This window comes from Streptococcus didelphis DSM 15616 (genome assembly GCF_000380005.1).
GTDB lineage: Bacteria > Bacillota > Bacilli > Lactobacillales > Streptococcaceae > Streptococcus > Streptococcus didelphis.
Window position 1 is genome coordinate 46,477 of record NZ_KB904195.1, and the last position, 24,152, is coordinate 70,628.

The following is a 24,152-nucleotide window of genomic DNA, read 5'->3' on the forward strand; positions in this document are numbered from 1 at the left end:
ACTAATCCTTTACTTTCCAGCTAGTAAGTGAGTTAAACAAGCTATGTAAACCTTAGCCCAAGAATGATGAGTTGCATTAGCCCCCAAGGAAATTACGACGTGAGAAATTAAAGTCGATAATACTTTAATTTCGAGCTAGTAAGTGAGTTAGGCAGTCTCTATAAAGACTGCCGTAGAATGATGAGTTGCTTTAGCAACCATCATTCTTACTCAATTAAAACCAATTCTTCCTTATGAAATAAATAACAACAGCAGATGAGCCCAAAGAGGCAAATAGGACAATTAGCCAAAAGCCGTGCTTTAAATCGTTAAGTGGTAGCCAGTTATTCTGGAAGTTCATGCCGTAGGCAGAAAAAATAACCGTCGGAATATCCAGCGCCATAGTCATCAAAGCTAAGGTTTTCATGATAGTGTTCTGATTATTGTTAATAATAGAAGCTGTTGTTTCGGTCATGGCATTTAGGACGTTTTCATAGATGCCAGCCATCTCAATGGCCTGTTGGGTCTCGATTAAGGTATCTTCCAGCAAGTCCTCATCCTCTATATATTTCTTTAGAGAGCTTGTGCTACTGGCTAGTTTTTTGACGATACGCTCGTTGAATTTTAGGGATGCCTTAAGGTAGACGATGGATTTTTCCAACTCCATCATGTCTATTAGTTCTTCGTTACGGGTTGCAGCCTCAAGCTGTGCTTCCAGACGGTCACTTTGACGATCAATAGTACGTAGGGCTGTTAGAAAGAGTTCTGCGTTTCGATAAAGAATTTGAAAAACAAAACGTGTTTTCATGAAAGTATAGAAATTCTTAACCCGTTGATTGTAGAAATTGTTAAATAAGGTTAAATCATGAAGGCAAGTTGTAATAACGGCATTTTCAGTCACGATAATACCAAGAGGGACAGTGACATAATAACTCTTATTATTTCTTTCTTCATAGGTTGGTACGTCGACAATGATTAAGGTATAGTCATCTTCAACGGCAATACGAGATGTTTCTTCAATATCAAGAGGGGCCCGTAAGTCAGAGATATCAACATTAAATTGATTGGCAACTTGCATGGATTCTTCTTGGGAAGGGTTGACAAGTTGGATCCAAGCCCCTGGCTCGAATGTTTCTATTTCTTTAAATTCTATTGCCGATGAAAGAAACATTTGTTTCATGACAAGCCCTCCCTTTTTAGATATTTTGAACCATTTAAAGCTTGATTGGACACTGAATATTTGTGTAAGGTCTAAAAAAACACTAGACCCCATCTAGCCCAATTTATGATTAAATACTAAACCATTATACTATAAAATAAGACGTAAGACCAGAAGTTTGAAAGAACTGAATATTAGAAATTTTGATATAATAGAAGAAATGTTAGCGAAGGAGTGCAAAGAAGCACACATATGCAAGATAAATTAATTATTCATGGAGCAAGAGCTCATAATTTAAAAAATATAGATGTGGAAATTCCACGAGACAAGTTTGTGGTCATTACTGGTTTATCAGGTTCTGGTAAGTCTAGTTTAGCCTTTGATACTATTTATGCCGAAGGCCAAAGACGCTATGTTGAAAGCCTATCTGCCTATGCTAGGCAATTTCTTGGCAATATGGAAAAGCCTGATGTCGACTCTATTGATGGTCTCAGCCCTGCTATTTCCATTGACCAAAAAACGACTAGTAAAAATCCTCGTTCTACAGTTGGTACGGTTACAGAAATTAACGATTATTTAAGGCTTTTGTATGCCCGTGTTGGAGTTCCTTACTGTATTAATGGGCATGGGGCTATTACAGCTTCTTCTGTGGAACAAATCGTTGAAAGAGTGCTGGACTTACCGGAACGAACTAGGATGCAGATTTTAGCTCCTCTTGTTCGCCGTAAGAAGGGGCAGCACAAAACTATTTTTGAGAGAATCCAAAAAAATGGTTATGTCAGGGTTCGTGTGGATGGTGAGATTTATGATATTTCAGAGGTTCCTGAGCTCTCAAAGAGTAAAATGCACGATATTGAAGTGGTGGTGGACCGTCTTGTAAACAAGGATGGTATTAGAAGTAGATTGTTTGATTCTGTAGAAGCTGCCTTAAGACTGGGTGATGGCTATCTGATGATTGATACCATGGATGGCAATGAGTTGCTTTTTTCAGAACATTACTCTTGTCCTGTTTGTGGTTTTACTGTGCCTGAATTAGAACCTAGACTCTTCTCTTTTAATGCGCCTTTTGGCTCTTGTCCAACCTGTGATGGCTTGGGAGTGAAATTGGAAGTAGATTTGGACCTTATTGTTCCTGATCCAAGCAAGACCTTGCGAGAAGGGGCAATTGCTCCCTGGAATCCTATTTCATCTAATTATTATCCAACCATGTTGGAACAAGCCATGAAAACATTCGGTGTAGATATGGATACCCCTTATCAGGATTTGTCTGAAGAGGCTAAAGCTCTTATCTTATATGGATCAGGTGATAAAGAATTCCATTTTCATTATATCAATGATTTTGGTGGCGAACGTAATCTCGACCTTCCCTTTGAAGGGGTGGTAACCAATATTAATAGACGTTATCATGAGACTAATAGTGATTACACAAGAAACCTTATGCGTTCTTATATGAATGCCTTGAAGTGTACCACTTGTAATGGTTATCGTCTCAATGATCAGGCCCTATGTGTACATGTTGGTGGTGAAGATGGCCCTAATATTGGGCAAATTTCTGAACTGTCAATTGCTGATCATCTTCAACTATTAGAAGGATTAGAACTGTCTGACAATGAAGCAACCATTGCTAGACCAATTGTCAAGGAGATTCATGATAGGCTCACCTTCCTTAATAACGTTGGTTTAAATTATCTAACCCTCTCACGTGCAGCTGGAACCTTGTCAGGTGGTGAAAGTCAGCGTATTCGATTAGCTACGCAAATTGGCTCTAACTTATCAGGTGTCCTTTATATTCTTGATGAACCTTCTATTGGGCTGCATCAAAGGGATAATGACCGACTGATTGAAAGTCTTAAAAAGATGCGTGATTTGGGCAATACCCTGATTGTGGTTGAGCATGATGAAGATACCATGATGCAGGCTGATTGGTTAATAGATGTGGGCCCAGGCGCTGGTGAATTTGGAGGACAAATCATTGCATCTGGAACTCCAAAGCAGGTTGCCAAGAATAAAAAGTCGATTACAGGTCAGTATTTGTCGGGCAAAAAAGCAATTCCAGTACCCCGCCAACGTCGTTCAGGCAATGGCCGTTTTATCCAAATTAAGGGTGCCAGTGAAAATAACCTACAAAACCTCGATGTTGTTTTTCCACTAGGGAAATTTATAGCTGTAACCGGGGTTTCTGGTTCAGGCAAATCAACCCTTGTTAATAGCATTCTAAAGAAAAGCATTGCTCAGAAACTGAACCGAAATTCTGACAAGCCTGGTAAGCATAAGTCAGTTGAAGGTGTTGAACAGTTGGAGCGTCTCATTGATATTGACCAGAGTCCGATAGGTAGAACGCCAAGATCTAACCCAGCTACCTATACAGGGGTTTTTGATGATATTCGTGATCTTTTTGCTCAAACAAATGAGGCTAAAATCCGAGGCTATAAAAAGGGGCGTTTCTCTTTTAATGTTAAGGGGGGGCGTTGTGAAGCTTGTTCTGGGGATGGTATTATCAAGATTGAGATGCATTTTTTACCAGATGTCTATGTTCCTTGTGAAGTCTGTCATGGTAAGCGTTATAATTCAGAGACGCTAGAAGTCCATTATAAAGAAAAGAATATTGCTGAAGTACTTGATATGACAGTTGACGATGCCTTGGAATTTTTCGCTGCTATTCCTAAGATAGCTCGTAAAATTCAAACTATTAAAGATGTTGGTTTAGGCTATGTTACCTTAGGACAACCAGCAACTACTCTCTCAGGTGGTGAAGCTCAGCGGATGAAGCTGGCTAGTGAATTGCATAAACGTTCAACAGGCAAAAGTTTTTATATTTTGGATGAGCCAACCACTGGCTTGCATACAGATGATATTTCACGTTTACTCAAGGTATTAGAACGTTTTGTTGATGGTGGCAATACGGTATTAGTCATTGAGCATAACTTGGATGTTATTAAATCAGCAGATCATATTATTGATCTTGGTCCAGAAGGTGGAATCGGTGGTGGTCAAATAATTGCCACAGGCACACCAGAAGAAATAGCACAGGTAGCAGAAAGCTACACAGGACATTATTTAAAAACGAAACTATAGAAAAGAGAGAACCCTATTTAGCTAATGTGGCTAGAAAGAGTTCTCTATTTTTTATAAAGTTAAGAAAAAGCAATAAAGTTATCTATATCTTGTGTAGTCGCTAAACTTCCTTTTGTTAAGGACTTTATTTACTTTAAACCAGAGAATTTTAATGCATTTGGTACAAAGACAATGTTATAATTTTTACGAAATGCACGTATATCTTCATTCATAGAAGCATGCTCTGTATCAAGATAATAGACAGTTACGTTTCTTTGTTTAACAACTTCTGATAATTTAGGCACAAAAGCACGGCAGTGAGGGCAAGAACCTCTTCCTATGTATAGATAAAATTCCTCCTCATTGTTCATTTTAGATTGTAAATCAGAGATACTTATTTTTTTAAATGATTTCAGTTCTTTTTGATAGTTCAGAATCTCTTGGGTATATTGAAGAGAATACTTTGAAGCTCCTGCTGCAAATACATCTTTTGTGAATAAGTTTGTAGAAAGCAGTATTAGGAGAAGAAATAGAAGGTGTTTTTTCATCACTCGCAAGCCCAACCATCGTGATCACGATCTAACCTAGACTCATATCCTGGCTGTCCTTGAGCAATCGGAGCAGCTCCTGCATTTCGCATATCTGTACAGTTTGCATAACGTCTACTGGTGCTTTGAGCAGCCTGTACTTGCTGGGCTGCAATTTGAGCCTCTCGACTCTCAATTGCGGAAATGACACTGTCAATGCGTTTTTGATAAGAACTTCTTTGACTTGTGTCAGTTATGGTATTAATAACATTTTGCGCTTCTAATCCATTTTCACGGGTCTGATTATTTTCAAGTTTTTTAAGGACGTTTTCAGGATTTGCAAGAATTGCTTCTTGTTCTTCTTTGACTTTAATAGCCTCAGATACTCTATTAAGACGAAGGAGGTAGGGTTCTTTCTTGTTAGAATCTGTAATGCGATCGATTTTTTGTTTAGCCATATCTAGATTTTCTTTTGTTTGGTTAGACTCTAGAAGCTTAGTAGCAGTTTCTGCTTCATTAACTGCTACTTTTTGTTCTATCAGAGCTAAGCGATCCTGAAGCATTTGTTTTTTAGGATCATTTTTTACTCTGTTTATAAGTAGCCTTACATCGTTGATTCCCTCTCTACTAGGATTTTTTTCGAGGTCTTTAATGGCAGACTCAGCTTTTGAGAGTGCAGAATCTGCTGCCGAATGATTGTTTCTTTTCTTTTTACTTTTCTTGGAACTAACTAGTTCTGTTTTAGTGCTAGATTTAGACTTGACATCAGTTGTGGTTTTCTGTGGTGTTAGCATCATAAAAACTTTTATCAAGACTAGTGCAACAACAATATATACCCCCCAAGTAAAACATCCTTTATTTTTCATCCTACATCCATCCAATTCCTTTTTTATTTTTAATTTTACACTTTTTTAAGAATTATGTAAACGCTTTATGAAATTTTTTGTAATATATTAGATTAAAATAAATGTAGATTTTTAAGGCTTATAGATATAAATAGTATTTCATGCTACAATAAGGTCAAAAAGTTAGAGGGAAATATGATTATGCCATTATTTTTAGAACAAAGACTTAATAAATGTCAGTTAGCTTTAAGGGAGACTTCTTTGGATGGGATTTTAATTACCAATCTAAAGAATATTTATTATTTGACGGGTTTTTCTGGGACTGCTGGTACGGTCTTTATAACGGCTAATCGTCGTATTTTTGTAACGGATGCGCGTTATTATTTATCAGCAAAAGCTTCTATAGAAGGTTTTGATGTGATAGAAAGTCGTGATGCCCTCAAAGAAATTGTAGCAGTCTGTCAGGCAGACAAGCTAGTAAGATTGGGCTTTGAAAATGATATAAGCTATAGCTATTATCAACTCTTACTTAGTCGTTTTCCTCAGTGTCAGCTAGAAGCGCAAGATGGCTTTGTTGAAGCTTTACGCCTTATTAAAGATGCAGTTGAAATTGAGACCATTGCTAAAGCCTGCTCTATCTCAGATAAAGCCTTTAATGACGTTTTGGACTTTATTAAACCAGGAAAAACCAGCGAAATTGACGTTGCTAATTTTCTAGATTTTAGAATGCGACACTATGGGGCTTCTGGCATTTCCTTTGAAACGATAGCAGCCTCTGGTCCACGCTCAGCCATGCCCCACGGAGTGGCAAGCCCTAAAATCATCCAATCAGGTGAAAGCCTTACCTTGGATTTTGGCTGTTACTACCAGCACTATGTCAGTGACATGACCCGCACCATCCATATTGGCTATGTTAGCGACCAGGAAAGAGAAATCTATGCTCATGTTTTAAAAGCTAATCAGGACTTGATTGAAAAAGTTAGCGCTGGGATGACTTATGCAGAATTTGACCAACTACCCCGTCAGATTATTGAAGCAGCAGGCTATGGTAGTCACTTCACACATGGCATTGGCCATGGTATCGGACTTGACATCCATGAGAATCCATTTTTTGCTAAAACAGACCAAGTCTTACAAGCAGGTATGGTAGTAACAGATGAACCGGGTATTTATATTGATAAGGCTTATGGTGTCCGTATTGAAGATGACCTTGTTATTGAAGAAAATGGATGTAGGGTTCTAACTCTAGCACCAAAGGAATTAATTGTCATCAGCTAAGGATACTAAGACTAAGATTTGGAGAAGGACAATGACAAACAGACTTTCTTGGGAAGACTATTTTATGGCTAATGCAGAGCTGATTTCAAAACGTTCTACCTGTGATAGGGCCTTTGTAGGAGCTGTTTTAGTTAAAAATAATCGGATTATTGCCACAGGTTATAATGGTGGCGTCTCTGCAACTGATAATTGCAATGATGTAGGTCATTATATGGAAGATGGTCATTGTATCAGAACAGTCCATGCTGAGATGAATGCTTTGATTCAATGTGCGAAAGAGGGGATTTCAACAGATGGCACAGAAATCTATGTCACTCATTTTCCCTGTATTAATTGCACAAAGGCATTGTTGCAGGCGGGAATCCGTAAAATTACCTATAAGTCCCACTATCGTCCCCATCCCTTTGCCATTGAACTCATGAATAAAAAAGGGGTCATTTACAAACAGCACGATGTTCCTTATATTAATTTAGGAACTAAACCAGATTAAATATGTTTATATCCTCATTTTATCCTCACTTTATAGAGTGGGGATTTTTACTTTTTAAAGTGTTGGGAATTGATAAACAAAAGCTTGATAAATATAGGTTTAATATAAAATAATGAATTGCTTTACTGGTCAAAATATGCTTAAATATGTAATCGTTATTAATATAAAATGAGTTAATGATTAAAAATATATTTAAATTATCCAGGAGGAATTCAAGTGGAGAAAAAACAACGCTTCTCACTTAGAAAGTATAAATCAGGGATTGTTTCTGTTTTAGTGGGAACCGTCTTTTTAACAGGAATGAAGCCGGTTTTAGCAGATCACAAAGAGGTTATTTCAAGTGAGGTAGAGGCAAGTATTGAAACAGTTGTAAGTCAGCTGCCAGATAGTCAGCCACTTCTTAAGGAGGCTTCAACTAGTGGTATAGACAGTTCAGATGTAGCAAGTGTCCCATCTCAAGGAAGTGATTTAGCGCCAGCTATTTCTAAAGAGGCAACTAGTGAGACAGCTCAATTAAGTGAGCAAGAAAGGGAAGTTCCTTTTAACAAAGAGACCCATGATTGGCTTGGCACAAGTGGGGCTTGGGAAAAGGGCTACAAGGGTCAGGGTAAGGTTATTGCTGTTATTGATACTGGTATTGATGCTCAACATGATGCTATGCGGCTTAGTGATGTTAGTCTAGCAAAATTTAAAAATTCAGCAGATATCGAAGCAAAGAAAAAGGAAGTAGGTATTACTTACGGGTCATGGGTGAGTGATAAGATTGTTTTTGCCCATAACTATGTGGAAAATAATGATAATATCAAGGAAGGAAGTGGTCTTTCTGATGATTTAAATGACCCATCTTTGGATAATTTGGGTTTAGAGGATATTGAGATTGATCCTGATGCTATGCCACAAAGTATCAGAAGAAAGAGGAGAAGTAAGTATAGAAGTCAGTCGGCCTCAGCTTCTCCTAATGAAAGTATTCTTGAATTTGAAGATTTTGGAGGTATTAAGATTGAATGGCCTCAGTATAATGAGGAGAGTGAATATGAGTCTCATGGGATGCATGTTACAGGGATTGCAGCAGCTAACCCCCTAAAAGCATCTCCAACAGGTCAACGTATCCTAGGGGTAGCTCCGGAAGCCCAAGTGATGTTTATGCGAGTCTTTGCTAATAATATTATGGGGACCACAGAACCTTTATTTATCAAGGCTATTGAAGATGCAGTTGCTTTAGGAGCTGATGCTATTAATCTTAGTTTAGGATCAGCCAATGGTTCGCATTTAAATGGAAATGCTATTTTGAAAGTGGCTATTGAAAAGGCAAGACAAGCTGGGGTTTCAGTAGTTGTAGCTGGTGGAAATGAGAGAGTCTTTGGATCAGACCATGACAATCCTTTTGCAAGTAATCCTGATTATGGATTAGTGGGAGACCCTTCAACAGGTCGAGCCCCAATATCTGTAGCTTCTATGAATCATAAAATGATTGCTAAACGTTTGATGAAGGTAAAGGGTCTAGAAAATTATTGGGATTTAGACCAAGGCAAGGCTATCTACACAGAATCAACAAACTACCAAAAGATTAAAGAAAAGCTTGGTTTTGATAAAGAACATGACTTTGTTTATCTTGAGAACATTAATGACCAAGCTCATCAAACTAAAGATGTCAAAGATAAGATTGTACTCATTCAAAACGATAGAAGCAAGACTTATAGTCAGATGATTGCACAGGCTCATAAACTTGGAGCAAAAGCCCTGCTTATCTTTAATAATATCCCTGGCCAAGCTAACCATACGATGGAATTACAAGAAGAAGGTAAAACAATTCCTTCAGCCTTTATTTCGCATGAGTTTGGAAAGGCTATGTCAACTCTTAATGGCAATGGTCAAGGGAAATTAATTTTTGAAGAAAGTCTATCAAGTGCAAGAAATCAAAAAGATGGCACTATGAATTATTTCTCTAACTGGGGCCTAAGCTCTGATGGCTATCTAAAACCAGATATTACTGCACCTGGTGGAGATGTGTATTCAACCTATAATGATAATCATTATGGTAGTGACACAGGTACTAGCATGGCTGCACCTCATATTGCGGGGGCAAGTCTCTTGGTTAAACAATACCTTGAAAAGGTGCATCCTCAGATTGCCAAGGATAAGATAGCAGATTTGGTTAAAAATTTACTGATGAGCAATGCGCGTGTCCATACTAATCCTAAGACACAGACAACAAGTTCCCCTCGCCAACAAGGAGCAGGATTATTAAATGTTGACGGAGCTGTGACAACGGGTCTTTATCTAACAGGTAAGGATAAGTATGGCAGTATTACTCTGGGAAATGTTGAGGATCACATTACTTTTGAGGTTACTATTCATAATATTTCTAATGAAGCCAAGTTTCTTCGCTATAGTACAGAACTTTTAACAGATGATGTTGATGAGACTGAGCAACGTTTTAGCTTAACGTCTAAGAGCCTCAAGACCTATGACGGTGAGATAATTGAGCTAGCAGCTCATTCACAAAAAACTATCACAATTACCTTAGATACAAAGACCTTTGCCCAAGATTTGTCAAAACAAATGCCAAATGGTTATTATCTGGAAGGTTTTGTTCGATTTGTAGATAGTAAGGACTCTAATAAAAATCAAGTTAATATCCCATTTGTTGGCTTTAGAGGAGAATTTGAAAATCTAGCTGTTGCCGAAGAGTCCATCTATACACTAAAAGCTCAAGGTAAACATGGATTTTACTTTGAAGAAAGTGATCTTAAAGATGAGATTTATGTTGGAAAACATTTTACAGGTCTGGTAAGTATTGGATCAGATACAAATGTTTCAGTAGATACTCTTTCAGATAATGGACTACATACCCTTGGTACCTTTAGAAATAAAGATGGTAAATTTATCTTGGAAAGAAATGCTCAAGGCAATCCTGTTTTAGCAATTTCACCAAATGGTGATAATAACCAAGATTTTGCAGCCTTTAAGGCAGTCTTTTTAAGAAAATACCATGGCTTAAAAGCAAGTATCTATGCAGTAGATGACATCGCTCATCAAAAAGCTCTATGGACTAGTCCAAGAGCTTTGCAGGGAGAGAAAAACTTTAATAGTGATATTCGCTTTGAAAAATCAACTACTTTACTTGAAACAAAATTTGCAGGAAAAGCCCTAAATGGTGCTGATTTAGCTGATGGTAAATACCATTATGTTATTTCTTATTATCCAGATGTCATCGGGGCTAAGCGTCAAGAAATGACCTTTGAATTAATTATAGACCGAGAAAAGCCTCTTCTAACCAGCGCTAGCTATAATCCAAAGACTAAGGTCTTTAAGCCAGCAGCACTAATAGATCGTGGCCAATCAGGTGTTTTAAGAGACAGTGTCTTTTATTTGGAAATGAAAAATCACAAACCATACACCATTACCATCAATGATGGCTATAAATATGTTTCAGCTACAGACAATAAACAGTTTGTAGAAAGACAGGCTGATGGTTCCTTTATCTTACCTCTTGATAAGGCAGAGCTGGGAGAATTATATTATATGGTTGAAGATTTTGCAGGTAATGTTACCATTGCAAAATTAGGAAAACATTTGCCAAAAAATATTGGTCATAAAACCATTGAGTTTAGCTTAAAAGATGATAATTATAATATTTCAAATACTATAATTGCTAACTTGGTAATGACTGCTAATGATTCAGGTCTAGTAAGTAATCAAGCTTCTCAAATGATTAGTAATCGCAATCAGCCAATAAGTCATCTTACTAGATTGGCTAAAGAAGCCTTTATTTCTCCAAATGAAGATGGGAATAAAGATTTTGTAGCCTTTAAAGGCTTGCCAAATAAGGTCTATAATGGTTTACAGATTACTGTTTATGCTAAAGAAGACTCACGAAGAAAGAGTCCTGTCTGGTCAAGTCAAGAAGGAGCAAATACCTCTGACATACAAACAAGTATGTGGACCGGTCTAGCAGCTAATGGTTTATTGGCTAAGGCTGGACAGTATGTTTACCTAGTGTCTTATAAAGATGCTCAAGGTCATGCTCAAGAAGAGGCCTTTACTGTACACCTTGTCCATAAGAAACCGATTATTACAAAAGCAAGCTTCCAAGAAGAAGGAGACTATGAACGGTTTAGACCAGCAAAAGAAAAAGCCATTAGTCAAGTTGATATTGTACATGAAGAGGTCTTCTATCTCCTAAAGAAAGATGGCCGTAAATATGATGTGACAATAGAAGGACGTCAGATTAAAGTTAGTGATAATAAGGTAGTCATTCCAAGAAATGCTGATGGTTCTTATAGCCTTCCTAAAGTAGCAGGAGTTAGCCCAGCAGATTTCTACTATCTGGTAGAAGATAGGGCAGGAAATGTTTCTTATATTAGTCTGGAAAGTTTAAGAAGTATTGGTAAGAATCATGCAGTCTTGGACATAGCTTTAGACTATGAGATTATTGAAAAAATTCTTCCAACTAAATTTACCTATCTTGTGCGTAATCACGAAGGAAAAGTGCTTGAGACCCTAGATTATTACAATGGATTAACCTCCAGCCTGCTCTTACCATTTGGTAAGTACAGTATAGAATTAATGACCTATGATACCAATATAACTGAACTGATATCAGATAAAGTCGTAATGGTGGAGTTGGATGCTGAAAATAGCTTTAAGCATATTGACTTTAAGATGAAAAAGGCAGAGCCAGGTATGCTTAGGGTGCTATTTGATCAGATGCTCCCAGAAGGAAGCAAGGTCTTAATTAAAGCAGAAGATGGGCAAATCCTTACCTTAGATCAATCCCTCTATGTACCAAGCGCTTACGGGAAAATGGTCAAAGACGGTATTTATACAGTTGTCATTGAGCTGCCAGTAGGTTACCAAGTAGAAGGGTTGAGAACTGTAACCGTTCTACAAAATGATGTAACGGATTTAAATCTAAGCTTACGTAAAGATAAAGACAATTCCCCTCAAATTTCTCATGAGGATAAAGAAATAAGGTTAGAAAACAAGGTGAAAGATACAGAAAAAACGGTGAACTTGCAAACACAAGCGATTTCAACTCAAGGAGGACAAGGACAAACTCTTCCAGCAACTGGTGATGAGACTACTAAGGCTAGAAGCCTACTTTCTCTTCTCATCTTAGCTCTAACAGGCTTCCTTACTTTTAGCAAGAAAGAAAAAGTTAAGAAAAAATAATACTATGTCCTCTATCAATCTTAACCTCCACTAACCTATCAGGAGCCTAGGCGATTTGCCTAGGTTTCTCTGTTTTTGTAGAGGAGGTAGGTTATCAAGCGCTCTAGTCTCATCAATAGTAAGAAAAAATTTGAGTAGGAGTTATTTTTATGATAAAATGAGATGATAAATATTTTAGTAAGAGGTAATAATAAATGATTGAAGCAAGTAAGCTTAAAGCAGGTATGACTTTTGAATCAGAAGGCAAATTAATTCGCGTTATTGAAGCAAGTCACCATAAGCCAGGTAAAGGAAATACTATCATGCGTATGAAATTGCGTGATGTTCGTACTGGTTCTACATTTGATACAACTTATCGCCCAGATGAAAAATTTGAACAAGCTATCATTGAAACAGTACCAGCTCAATTCCTTTATAAAATGGATGATACAGCTTACTTTATGAACACAGATACCTATGATCAATATGAAATTCCTGTTACTAATGTTGAACAAGAATTACTCTATATTCTTGAAAATTCTGATGTTAAAATCCAGTTTTATGGAAGTGAAGTAATCGGTGTTACTGTTCCTACAACTGTTGAATTAACTGTTACTGAAACACAACCATCTATTAAAGGTGCTACTGTTACGGGTTCAGGTAAACCTGCCACACTTGAAACTGGACTTGTTGTCAATGTTCCAGACTTCATTGAAGTTGGTCAAAAACTAGTCATCAATACTGCCGAAGGTACTTACGTTTCTCGTGCCTAACACATTTGTTAGTATGGGGCTTGAGAAAAGAAAGGAAATGCTATGTTAAGTGAAAATATTGGTGAAATTGTTATTTCACCTCGTGTTCTTGAAGTTATTACAGGGATTGCCACAACACAGGTTGAAGGTGTCTATTCACTTCATAACAAAAAAATGTCAGATAGTTTCAATAAAGCCAGTCTTGGAAAAGGTGTTTATCTTCGTACTGAAGAAGATGGTAGTGTCAATGCAGATATCTATGTCTACTTACAATATGGCGTCAAGGTGCCAGCTGTCTCTGTAGCTATCCAAAAAATAGTTAAAGCAGCTGTTTATGATATGGCAGAAGTAACTATTTCATCTGTCAATATCCATGTAGAAGGTATTGTGCCTGAGAAAACACCAAAGCCTGACTTGAAATCACTTTTTGAAGAGGATTTCTTGAATGAGTAATAATTTCGAAAATTCAAGAAGAGACTTGAGAGAACGAGCCTTTCAAGCTTTATTTAATATGGAATTAGGTGGGGATTTTCTAGAAGCTTCTCAGTTTGCCTATGATTATGATAAGGTTTTAGAGGAAGAACAGACCCTAGATATTCCAGCCTTCTTACTAAACTTAGTAAATGGTGTCAAAGATCATAAAGAAGAACTAGATCAATTGATTACAGTAAACCTTAAAAAAGGTTGGTCCTTAGAACGTTTAACTCTAACGGATAAAACCATGCTTCGTTTAGGGTTGTATGAAATTAAGTATTTTGAAGAGACCCCTGATCGGGTAGCTTTAAATGAAATCATAGAAATAGCTAAAAAATATTCAGATGATACATCTGCAAAATTCATTAATGGCCTTTTAAGCCAATTTGTTCTTGATGAAAAAACAAAAAAAGATTGAAGAAAACTGCTTGTTTTTCTTCAATCTTTTTCTTTACTTTAAATAAGCTACTAAATACTTGCCCCTGGTAAGAGTGTAATGGGCAGGATATAATCCTTGCTGGTTTTTTCTTTTTTAATTCTTTTTAGTAGTATATCAACAGTCAACTTGGCAATTTCTTCAATAGGTTGCTTAATTGTGGTTAACTGAGGAAAGTAGTTTTCTATAAAATGAGTTCCGTCATAGCCGATTAATTTTAAATCTTCAGGGATTTTTTTCTTTAGTTGTCCAGCAATTTTCATAATTAAAATAGCCGTTAAGTCATCAGATGCAAAAATACCATCAGGCTGATAGTTAGCCAGAATAGACTTGATTTCCATTTCCCGTCTAATAGTGGATAGGTTGTTTGGTAGTTTGATAATATCAGCTTGTTTTTTTAATTGGTAAGAAAAGCCCAGTTGTCTTAATCCTGTTGGCGAATCTGAGTTATCATTTCCTGTAATCATAATAATCTTTTGACAGTTGTCTTTTTGCAGAGTTTGAGCTGCTAGTTGCCCTCCTTGGAAATTATCAGAAGAAACGATTGGGATATTAGGAGCTAGATTGCGATCAAAGGCTACAATAGGAGCTTCTACACGTTCATAGTCAGCAATGCCTAAGTTATGGCTGGAAGAAATAATCCCATCTACTTGATTAGCAGCTAACATTTCTAAGTATTCTTTTTCTTTTTTAGGGTCTCGTTCACTATTACAGATAATGGTCTTGTAGCCCTGTTTAAAAAGTTCAATCTCTAGATATTCAATCAGTTCAGCGTAGAAAATATTACTAATATTAGGAAAGATTAATCCAATTAGCTGGGCCGACTTGCCCTGTAGGCTCCGGGCTAGATTGTTAGGTTGATAGCCTAACTCTTGCATGGCTTTTTTAACCTTATCCACAGTTTTCTGGGACAGATAACCTTTTTTGTTAATAACCCTTGAAACAGTTGTTGGACTAACCCCTGCTAGTTCAGCAACATCTGTTAATTTAGCAACCAAATCTCAATACCTCATTTCATAATAATAACCACTAACTTGGCCAGATACAAGGTCAATACCAGATTCACCATTTTGAGGAAAGAATCGGCTAGTTAAAACTTTTTGACCCTTATTGACAAAAATCTCAACAATTGATTGGTCTACATAGATATTTAGTGTAACACTTTCATTTGGAATTTGGCAAGTTCTCTTAGTTTCATACTGACTAGCATATTGAATGCCAGAGGCTCCTCTGTCTATTGTCAGAAGCCCTGCTTGGCTATCAATAGAGATTTGAAATCCCTTATGTTGATTATTAGCAAAAAGAATAATGTCAGCTTTTTCCTTACCACTTACAACTAACTCTAATTCATAGGAGTTACTGCTTTTAGTTCTAGTTTTGAATGCTTCTGCCTGCCCTCTTAAGTTTTTTAGACTTTCAACAGGATACTGATACAATTGCTTATCTTTTACTGTGAGTTTTTTAACTAAGCTAAGGGCTCCTTGGTAATCAAAGTGGTCAGTCGGGTAAGGGATATCTGGTAAGCCAATCCAAGATACTGCTAAGCTATCTCCTTTAGGAGTATTAAAGGCCTGTGTTGCATAAGCTTCAAAACCATAATCAAGATTCTGGATGGGAGAGCTGCCTATGAGCTTGCCTTTTTCTGGATCAAAGGATTGAAAAACTTGATAGACATTGGGGTAAATATTGTCATAGGCGAGTTGATCTTTAGATAAGCCCTGGGGACAATAAATAAGAACAGGTTTTTTGTCAATAAAAACGAGGTTAGGGCATTCAATCATATATTCACTAGCAGGATGCTCAAAATCAAGGTCAGCTAGGAAAACCCATTTTTCAGGGTTCTTATGAGGGGCCTTGTATAATTTAATCTTTCCTTTTTCTTGCAGGTCCTGAGCCCCAACAAGGGCATAGAGTTGTCCTTGATAGTTAAAGAGTTGTGGATCTCTAAAATGCTCAGTGACATCACGTGGTTTTGGAATTAGGACCTGCTTGCATTTTTCAATATGACCTTCCTTATCCATCCAAGCACCTACTTGCAAAGGATGGCGCACCCATTCTTGGTCACGGACATTTCCAGTATAAAATAAGAATAATTTGTCATTAAAAGCATAGGCAGAACCAGAGTAGGCCCCATGGCTATCATGTGTATGGTCGGGAAGGAGTTTAATGCCAGTCTCTTTAAAATGGACCAAGTCATCTGATACAAGATGAACCCATTGCTTTAACCCATGTGCTGGACCGTAGGGCCAGTTTTGGTAAAAAAGATGGTACTGGCCATTAAAATAAGAAAAACCGTTGGGATCATTAAGTAGGCCTGTTTGAGGCTCGATATGAAAATGAGCATGCCAAGGAGAAGTAGCCATGTTTTCTTTGATTTGGGCTATATCTGTTTGCTTCCATTCCTTATAAGGTTTGTAGCGAATCTCTCTTGCTAGGTTCATTAGAAACCTCCTTCAGCTTTCTTTATTCAATAATATATTAAACGTTTTCCTTTTATAAATCAATAATAAAAGTCTATTTTTGCAAATATATGTCAAGCGCTTGACATAAAAATCAAATATGCTAGAATGTAACTAATTAAGTGAAACGCTTTCGTAAAAAGTTTACTAATAAGGATAAAAGGAGTTACTGTTATGGATTATAAAAAAGTAGCCCGCCAAGTGGCAGAAGCAGTTGGAAAAGATAATCTTCTTGCAGCTGCACATTGTGCGACTCGGCTTCGCCTGGTATTAAAAGATGATACAAAGGTTGATCAAAAAGCATTAGATGATAACCCAGATCTTAAAGGCACTTTTAAGATGGATGGGCAATATCAGGTTATTATTGGTGCTGGAGATGTTAATTTTGTCTATGACGAGCTGATTAAAGACACAGGATTATCAGAAGCTTCCACAGAGGAAGTAAAAGAGTTTGCTAGCAAGTCTAAGCCATTTAATCCGATTATGGCTTTAATTAAATTACTATCTGATATTTTTGTACCAATTATTCCTGCCCTTGTTGCGGGTGGCTTATTGATGGCCTTGCGAAATTTCTTGACGGCTCCTGGTCTTTTTGGACCGAAATCCATTGAAGAGATTTATCCTGCTATCAAGGGTATTTCAGCAATGATTCAGCTTATGTCAGCTGCTCCATTTATGTTTTTACCTATTTTGGTTGGGATTTCAGCAGCAAAGCGTTTTAGGGCCAATCTCTTTTTGGGGGCTGTCATTGGTATGATTATGACAAGTCCAGATTTGGGTGGCCTAGCTAAACACTGGGATATTTTGGGCTACCAAGTCGCCCAGATAAATTATGCCTATCAGGTTATTCCAGTCTTAGTTGCAGTCTGGTGTTTGTCAATACTAGAAAAATTTTTCCATAAAAAATTACCCTCATCTGTTGATTTCACCTTTACTCCCTTATTATCAGTTATGATTACTGGTTTTTTAACCTTTACAGTGATTGGGCCAGTCATGTTATTTGTTTCTAATGGGATTACAGCTGCCATTGTGTGGTTGTATCACACGACAGGTTTCTTGGGGATGGGTATTTTTGGAGGGACCTATTCTCTTATTGTCATGACCGGGCTGCACCAGTCCTTCCCTGCTATCGAGACGCAGTTGCTGTCGGCATGGACAAATGGAGTGGGCTATGGGGATTTTATCTTTGTAGTGGCTTCTATGGCTAATGTGGCTCAAGGTGCTGCAACCTTTGCTATATGGTTCTTAACCAAAAATACTAAAACAAAGGGTCTTGCTTCTTCTGCTGGGCTTTCAGCTCTTCTTGGGATTACTGAGCCAGCCTTGTTTGGGGTTAATTTGAAATACCATTTTCCTTTCTTTTGTGCTCTAATCGGGTCAGGGCTTGCAGCTGCTTTGGCAGGGATGCTTAAGGTGGTAGCGGTATCGCTTGGTTCAGCAGGTTTTCTTGGCTTTCTTTCAATCAATGCCAAGTCGATTCCTTTTTATGCCTTATGTGAACTGGTTAGTTTTGGAGCAGCATTTGCTATGACCTATTTCTATGGTAAAACAAGGGCCGCTGGGATTTTTGCAGCGGAAGCTCTAGCAGAACAAGCCTTGACAGAAAAAGCAAGAGAAACAGTCACTGTAAGGCCACTTGGATCTTCTTTTCAAACTGTAAAAGCGCAAACTATTTTAAGTCCTGTGGAGGGAACTTATCTTGAGCTTTCACAGGTTAATGATCCTGTCTTTTCCTCTGGTGCTATGGGCGAAGGTTTTGCCTTAAAACCAACTTCTAATAAGGTATATGCTCCAGTTGATGGGCAGTTGGAGGTGGTTTTTGAAACAGGGCATGCCTATGCTTTGAAATCAAACCAAGGTGCTGAAATTCTTATCCATATCGGAATTGATACTGTATCTATGGCAGGTAATGGCTTTGAACCACTAGTGAAGGTAGGACAAAAGGTGACAAAAGGGCAACTTTTGGGAAGCTTTAGTAGAGAAAAGATTGCAGAGGCAGGGCTTGAAGATACTCTTATGCTGGTAGTGACCAATGCTTCTGACTATAAGCATTTTGATATATTAGCAAAAGGTTTGATTAAAGAAGAACAGGCCATCCTTGTTTTAAGCTAAGAAGGCCTTAAACTGATAAGATTCTAAATAGCAAGCTTTAAGAGAGGTGCAGATGAAGTCAGCTCTCTTTTTCCTTTGGCAAATAGTCTCAGAAAAGAGAAGGAAGCTGGCTGACGCTTTTCAATTCAAACTTTAAAATGCTATAATATTAGCAGGAAAGTAAGCTAGTGAAAAGAGGAATATTATGTCAGAACCATTTTTTCTAAAATCATCTATGCATGATAAAATCTGGGGTGGAACTAAGTTAAGAGAAGAATTTAATTATGAGATTCCCACTGAAACAACAGGTGAATATTGGGCCATTTCAGCTCATCCCAATGGGGTTTCAACTCTTATAAATGGTCGCTACAAGGGGCAAACTTTGGATAAGTTATATAAAGAACATCCAGAACTTTTTGGCCATCCTAAGCAAAAGGTTTTTCCTTTATTGACAAAAATCCTTGATGCCAATGACTGGCTTAGTGTCCAAGTTCATCCTGATGATGCTTATGGTATGGAGTATGAGGGAGAATTAGGAAAGACAGAATGCTGGTATATTATCTCAGCTGAGCCGGGATCAGAAATTATTTATGGTCATAATGCTAAATCAAAAGAAGAACTAAAAGAAATGATTAGATCTGGTAACTGGGACGAGCTTTTGACACGTATTCCAGTTGAAGCTGGAGATTTTTTCTATGTACCAAGTGGCACCATGCATGCTATTGGTAAGGGAATCTTAATTTTAGAGACGCAGCAGTCCAGCGATACAACCTATCGTGTCTATGACTTTGATCGCAAGGATGCAAATGGTCATTTACGAGATCTACATATCCAACAGTCAATTGATGTCCTAACTATTGGTAAACCTCAAAACAGTACGCCAGCAACCCTGGTATTAGATAATCTAGTAACAAGTACTCTAGTCTCAAACCCTTTCTTTACAGTTTATAAATGGGTGACAAATGGCATAGTTTCCATGAAAGAGTCAGCTCCTTATTTATTAGTCAGTGTTTTAAAAGGTCATGGTCACTTATTTGTCGGTCAAGAGGCCTATGAGATTACAAAAGGGACGCATTTTATTCTTCCCAATGATGTCAAGGCCTGGACATTTGAAGGCCAGCTAGAAATGATAGTAAGTCATCCAAATGACCACTAGTTTAAACCTAAAAAAACTTAGAAAAAGGAGTCTAATAGGCTCTTTTTCTCTTTTTTAGTTGACGAGCTTTCTTGTACTGATTGCCTAATTATGTTAAAATGAAATGATAAGAGATGATCGAAAGGAAATAGAATGGCCAATATTCTACGCAAAGTCATTGAAAATGACAAAGGCGAACTCAAAAAATTAGAAAAAATTGCAAAAAAAGTAGAATCTTATGCAAGCGAGATGGAAGCATTAGCTGATTATGAGCTACAGGCAAAAACACTAGAGTTTAAAGCACGCTATCAAGATGGTGAGACTTTAGATCAACTACTTCCAGAAGCTTTTGCGGTAGTTAGAGAGGCTTCTAGACGTGTTTTGGGGCTCTTTCCTTATCGGGTGCAAATCATGGGGGGAATTGTCCTACATAATGGTGATGTCCCTGAGATGCGTACTGGTGAGGGTAAAACCTTAACGGCTACGATGCCAGTTTACCTAAATGCCCTTGCTGGGGAAGGTGTACATGTTATCACCGTTAATGAGTACTTATCAACACGTGATGCTACTGAAATGGGTGAGGTTTATAGCTGGTTAGGCTTATCTGTAGGGATTAATCTCGCAGCTAAGTCTCCTGCTGAAAAAAGAGAAGCTTATCTTTGTGATATCACTTATTCAACTAACTCAGAAGTTGGTTTTGATTACCTACGTGATAATATGGTGGTTCGCCAAGAAGATATGGTGCAAAGACCTCTAAGCTATGCTTTGGTCGATGAGGTTGACTCAGTCTTGATTGATGAAGCCAGAACACCTTTGATTGTTTCAGGAGCTGTAAGTTCAGAAACCAATCAACTTTATATCAGGGCAGATATGTTTGTAAAAACACTTAATGAAGACGATTATATTATTGATGTTCCAACAAAAACAATCGGTTTGAGTGACTCTGGTATTGATAAAGCGGAGCAATACTTTAACTTAAGTAATCTTTATGATATTGAAAATGTAGCCTTGACTCACTTTGTGGATAATGCCCTTCGTGCAAACTACATTATGCTTTTGGATATTGACTATGTGGTCAGTGAAGATGGCGAAATCTTGATTGTTGACCAATTTACTGGTCGTACCATGGAAGGTCGCCGTTTTTCAGATGGCTTACACCAAGCTATTGAAGCTAAAGAAGGGGTTCACATCCAAGAAGAGTCTAAGACAAGTGCCTCAATTACCTACCAAAATATGTTCCGTATGTATAAAAAATTGGCAGGTATGACCGGTACAGCTAAGACAGAAGAAGAAGAATTCCGTGAAGTTTATAACATGCGAATTATTCCTATTCCAACCAATAAACCTGTTGCTCGTATTGATCACACAGACCTACTTTATCCAACCCTAGAATCTAAGTTTAAAGCAGTTGTTAAGGATGTTAAAGATAGATATAGTAAAGGCCAGCCAGTCTTAGTAGGTACAGTTGCTGTTGAAACCAGTGATTATATTTCTAAACAGTTGGTTCAAGCAGGTGTTCCACACGAAGTCTTGAATGCTAAAAATCACTTTAAAGAAGCTCATATCATTATGAATGCTGGTCAACGTGGTGCGGTAACAATTGCTACTAATATGGCTGGTCGTGGTACAGATATTAAGCTGGGTGAAGGTGTTCGTGAATTAGGTGGACTCTGTGTTATTGGTACCGAACGTCATGAAAGCCGTCGTATTGATAATCAGCTTCGTGGTCGTTCAGGTCGTCAAGGAGATCCAGGAGAATCACAATTCTACCTATCACTTGAAGATGATTTGATGAGACGTTTTGGTTCAGATCGTATTAAGGCCTTCTTAGATAGAATTCGAGTTGATGAAGAAGATACCATTATCAAATCTAAAATGTTTGCCCGTCAAGTGGAATCAGCCCAAAAACGTGTTGAAGGTAACAACTATGACACCCGTAAACAGGTGCTTCAATATGACGATGTTATGCGTGAACAACGTGAAATCATTTATGCAAATCGTCGTGATGTCATCACAGCAGACCGTGATTTAGGCCCTGAAATTAAAGCCATGATTAAACGGACCATTAAACGAACAGTTGATGTACACATCAGAACTAATCGTAAGGATGCCTTGTCTGCTATTGTGGCCTTTGCAAGAACTAACATTGTTCCAGAAGATAGCATTGCTGTAAAAGATTTACGTCCCTTAAAAGATGAACAAATCAAGGAAGTTTTATATGATAGGGCTATGGAAATCTATGATCAACAAATTGCTAAACTACACACTAAAGAAGCTATTCTAGAATTCCAAAAAGTCTTGCTCTTGATGATTGTTGATAACAAGTGGACAGAGCATATTGATGCTTTAGACCAATTACGTAATTCAGTTGGCTTACGTGGTTATGCTCAAAATAATCCAGTAGTTGAATATCAATCTGAAGGCTTTAAGATGTTCCAAGATATGATTGGAGCTATTGAGTTTGATGTTACACGTACCATGATGAAGGCTCAAATCCATGAACAAGAAAGAGAAAGAGCAAGTCAACGTGCTACAACTACAGCTGCCCAAAACATTACGGCACAATCAAGTAGTCGTCAAGAATTAGATCAGGCAAGCGAATTCTCAAAAATAAAACGCAATGATTTTTGTCCATGTGATTCAGGTAAAAAATTTAAAAATTGCCATGGCAGAAAAAATAGCTAATAGGAGAAGAATAAGTTCTTGATTAGACTAAAATAGAGGAGTGAAGCTGGGGTTTTTATCTCAGCTTCTCCGATTTTAAACTTTCTATTCTAAGAAGATAGGAATAAAGTAGGTTAATAAGATGATATTTGGACATGGTATTGATTTACAGGAAGTCTCAGCTGTTGAAAAGGCTAATCAGAGAAGTCCTCGCTTTGCTAGAAAGGTACTGACCCCAAAAGAATATGAGACTTTTCAATCCTTTTCTGGGAAGAGACAAGTTTTTTATCTAGCAGGACGTTGGTCGGCTAAGGAAGCCTTTTCTAAGGCTATGGGAACAGGGATTGGTAAATTAAGCTTCCGAGATATTGAAGTCTTATCAGATGATAAGGGTCGCCCTTATATTAGCAAGTCCCCTTTTGAAGGTAGAAGCTTTGTCAGCATTTCTCACAGTGGGGATTTTGTACAAGCTAGTGTGATATTGGAGGAAAACAAGTGATTTCTAGTATACATCGCCCAACAGTAGCTACTGTTGATTTACAAGCTATAAAAAGTAATGTAAAATCCCTTCAGGAACATATTCCAGCAAAAACAAAAACCTATGCAGTGGTTAAGGCTAATGCTTATGGTCATGGGGTCGTCAAGGTAGCACAATGCTTAGCAGATCAAGTAGATGCTTACTGCGTCTCCAATTTAGATGAGGCCTTAGAATTACGCCAGGCAGGTATTGACAAAGAAATTCTTATATTAGGAGTAACTTCAGCTCAAGCCTTGGATTTGGCCATTCAAAACCAGCTAACCCTGACTGTTGCAAGTTTAGAATGGTGGCAAGAAGCTAGACGCTTTTGTGGGCAATTGGATCAGCTCCACCTTCATATCAAGGTGGATTCTGGCATGGGAAGGATTGGCCTTCGTTCTTTAGAAGAAGCAGAGCAGTTACTAGTAGAGTTAAGAAAAGATGGTGCCCAAATTGATGGCATATTTACTCATTTTGCTACCGCTGACGAAGCAAATCCTAGCAAGTTCAATAGTCAGCTAGCCTTTTTTAAAGACCTCATAGCCAATCTATCCTATAAGCCCGCCCTAGTACATGCAAGCAATTCAGCAACCAGTCTATGGCATAGTGAGACTATTTTTAATGCTGTTAGAATAGGTATTCTTATCTATGGGCTTAACCCAAGTGGAAAGGAATTAAGCTTGCCATACCCCTTAAAACCAGCCCTTTCACTAGAAAGTCAATTGGTCCATGTCAAGGAAATTGAAAAAGGGGAAACAGTGGGTTATGGTGCCACATATAAAGCCCAAGATAAGCAATATGTAGGAACGCTTCCCATTGGTTATGCCGATGGCTGGACACGGGATATGCAAGGTTTTCATGTCTTGGTAGAGGGTCACTATTGTGAGATTATTGGTCGTGTATCTATGGACCAGACCACCATAGCCTTGCCAGAGAAATTTCCTATAGGGACCAAGGTCACCTTAATTGGGCAAAATGCTAGCAAGTCTATTAGTGCGACTGACATAGCTCAAAAGCGAGGAACCATTAATTATGAAGTTCTTTGTCTTTTAAGTGATCGTATTCCTAGAAAGTATTTTAACTGAAAGTATTTTAACTGAAAATAAGCCAAAACTCTTGTATAATAAAAGTACAAGAG

Annotated in this window: 17 protein-coding genes; 12 read left to right on the forward strand and 5 right to left on the reverse strand. The window is 37.8% G+C overall.

Going from position 1 to position 24,152, the window contains the following annotated elements:
* Positions 1 to 214: 214 nt before the first annotated feature.
* A complete protein-coding gene (locus tag A3GU_RS0105595; RefSeq protein WP_018366556.1) occupies positions 215 to 1,159 on the reverse strand; it encodes a magnesium transporter CorA family protein in 945 nt (314 codons plus the stop codon).
* Positions 1,160 to 1,390: 231 nt separating this feature from the next.
* Between A3GU_RS0105595 and uvrA the strand changes: the two genes are divergently transcribed.
* A complete protein-coding gene (gene uvrA / locus A3GU_RS0105600) occupies positions 1,391 to 4,213 on the forward strand; it encodes an excinuclease ABC subunit UvrA (RefSeq protein WP_018366557.1) in 2,823 nt (940 codons plus the stop codon).
* Between the two features lie 128 nt (positions 4,214 to 4,341).
* Here uvrA and A3GU_RS09615 read toward each other — a convergent pair whose 3' ends face one another.
* Positions 4,342 to 4,740, reverse strand: coding sequence for a DUF6568 family protein (locus A3GU_RS09615; RefSeq protein WP_018366558.1), 399 nt, complete (start codon positions 4,738 to 4,740; stop codon positions 4,342 to 4,344).
* On the reverse strand, positions 4,740 to 5,585 hold the full coding sequence (locus A3GU_RS09620; protein ID WP_018366559.1) for an excalibur calcium-binding domain-containing protein: 846 nt from the start codon (positions 5,583 to 5,585) through the stop codon (positions 4,740 to 4,742). The genes A3GU_RS09615 and A3GU_RS09620 overlap by 1 nt, the downstream gene beginning before the upstream one ends.
* A gap of 180 nt (positions 5,586 to 5,765) precedes the next feature.
* Here A3GU_RS09620 and A3GU_RS0105615 point away from each other — a divergent pair, with 180 nt between their 5' ends.
* The 6 genes from A3GU_RS0105615 to nusB all read left to right on the forward strand — a co-directional run bounded on the left by A3GU_RS0105615 (position 5,766) and on the right by nusB (position 14,130).
* The gene (locus A3GU_RS0105615; RefSeq protein WP_018366560.1) at positions 5,766 to 6,842 is read left to right on the forward strand and encodes a M24 family metallopeptidase; all 1,077 of its coding nucleotides are present in this window, start codon (positions 5,766 to 5,768) and stop codon (positions 6,840 to 6,842) included.
* 31 nt (positions 6,843 to 6,873) lie between these two features.
* On the forward strand, positions 6,874 to 7,332 hold the full coding sequence (locus A3GU_RS0105620; RefSeq protein ID WP_026216460.1) for a deoxycytidylate deaminase: 459 nt from the start codon (positions 6,874 to 6,876) through the stop codon (positions 7,330 to 7,332).
* A 216-nt stretch (positions 7,333 to 7,548) separates the two neighbouring features.
* Positions 7,549 to 12,507, forward strand: a complete 4,959-nt coding sequence (locus A3GU_RS0105625; protein ID WP_018366562.1) for a S8 family serine peptidase — start codon at positions 7,549 to 7,551, stop codon at positions 12,505 to 12,507.
* 194 nt (positions 12,508 to 12,701) lie between these two features.
* On the forward strand, positions 12,702 to 13,259 hold the full coding sequence (gene efp / locus A3GU_RS0105630) for an elongation factor P (RefSeq protein ID WP_018366563.1): 558 nt from the start codon (positions 12,702 to 12,704) through the stop codon (positions 13,257 to 13,259).
* Positions 13,260 to 13,301: 42 nt separating this feature from the next.
* Entirely contained in the window at positions 13,302 to 13,691 is a 390-nt protein-coding gene (locus A3GU_RS0105635) for an Asp23/Gls24 family envelope stress response protein (RefSeq protein ID WP_018366564.1), read from the forward strand.
* Positions 13,684 to 14,130 (forward strand): transcription antitermination factor NusB, encoded by a 447-nt coding sequence (nusB, locus tag A3GU_RS0105640; protein ID WP_018366565.1) that lies wholly within the window; start codon positions 13,684 to 13,686, stop codon positions 14,128 to 14,130. The genes A3GU_RS0105635 and nusB overlap by 8 nt, the downstream gene beginning before the upstream one ends.
* A gap of 50 nt (positions 14,131 to 14,180) precedes the next feature.
* Here the strand turns inward: nusB and A3GU_RS0105645 are convergent, their stop codons facing one another.
* Together A3GU_RS0105645 and A3GU_RS0105650 are read right to left on the reverse strand one after the other, a co-directional pair.
* On the reverse strand, positions 14,181 to 15,146 hold the full coding sequence (locus A3GU_RS0105645) for a LacI family DNA-binding transcriptional regulator (protein WP_018366566.1): 966 nt from the start codon (positions 15,144 to 15,146) through the stop codon (positions 14,181 to 14,183).
* Positions 15,147 to 15,149: 3 nt separating this feature from the next.
* Entirely contained in the window at positions 15,150 to 16,589 is a 1,440-nt protein-coding gene (locus A3GU_RS0105650) for a sucrose-6-phosphate hydrolase (protein WP_018366567.1), read from the reverse strand.
* 192 nt (positions 16,590 to 16,781) lie between these two features.
* Between A3GU_RS0105650 and A3GU_RS0105655 the strand changes: the two genes are divergently transcribed.
* The 5 genes from A3GU_RS0105655 to alr all read left to right on the forward strand — a co-directional run bounded on the left by A3GU_RS0105655 (position 16,782) and on the right by alr (position 24,099).
* Positions 16,782 to 18,719 (forward strand): sucrose-specific PTS transporter subunit IIBC, encoded by a 1,938-nt coding sequence (locus A3GU_RS0105655; RefSeq protein WP_018366568.1) that lies wholly within the window; start codon positions 16,782 to 16,784, stop codon positions 18,717 to 18,719.
* A gap of 184 nt (positions 18,720 to 18,903) precedes the next feature.
* Positions 18,904 to 19,854 carry a mannose-6-phosphate isomerase, class I gene (gene manA, locus A3GU_RS0105660; RefSeq protein ID WP_018366569.1) on the forward strand — a complete coding sequence of 317 codons (951 nt, stop codon included), beginning with the start codon at positions 18,904 to 18,906 and terminating at the stop codon, positions 19,852 to 19,854.
* A 132-nt stretch (positions 19,855 to 19,986) separates the two neighbouring features.
* Complete coding sequence (gene secA, locus A3GU_RS0105665; RefSeq protein ID WP_018366570.1) at positions 19,987 to 22,518, forward strand: preprotein translocase subunit SecA; 2,532 nt, start codon at positions 19,987 to 19,989, stop codon at positions 22,516 to 22,518.
* A gap of 121 nt (positions 22,519 to 22,639) precedes the next feature.
* A complete protein-coding gene (gene acpS, locus A3GU_RS0105670; protein WP_018366571.1) occupies positions 22,640 to 22,996 on the forward strand; it encodes a holo-ACP synthase in 357 nt (118 codons plus the stop codon).
* Positions 22,993 to 24,099, forward strand: coding sequence for an alanine racemase (alr, locus tag A3GU_RS0105675; protein ID WP_018366572.1), 1,107 nt, complete (start codon positions 22,993 to 22,995; stop codon positions 24,097 to 24,099). Before acpS ends, alr begins: the two co-directional genes overlap by 4 nt.
* Positions 24,100 to 24,152: the final 53 nt, after the last annotated feature.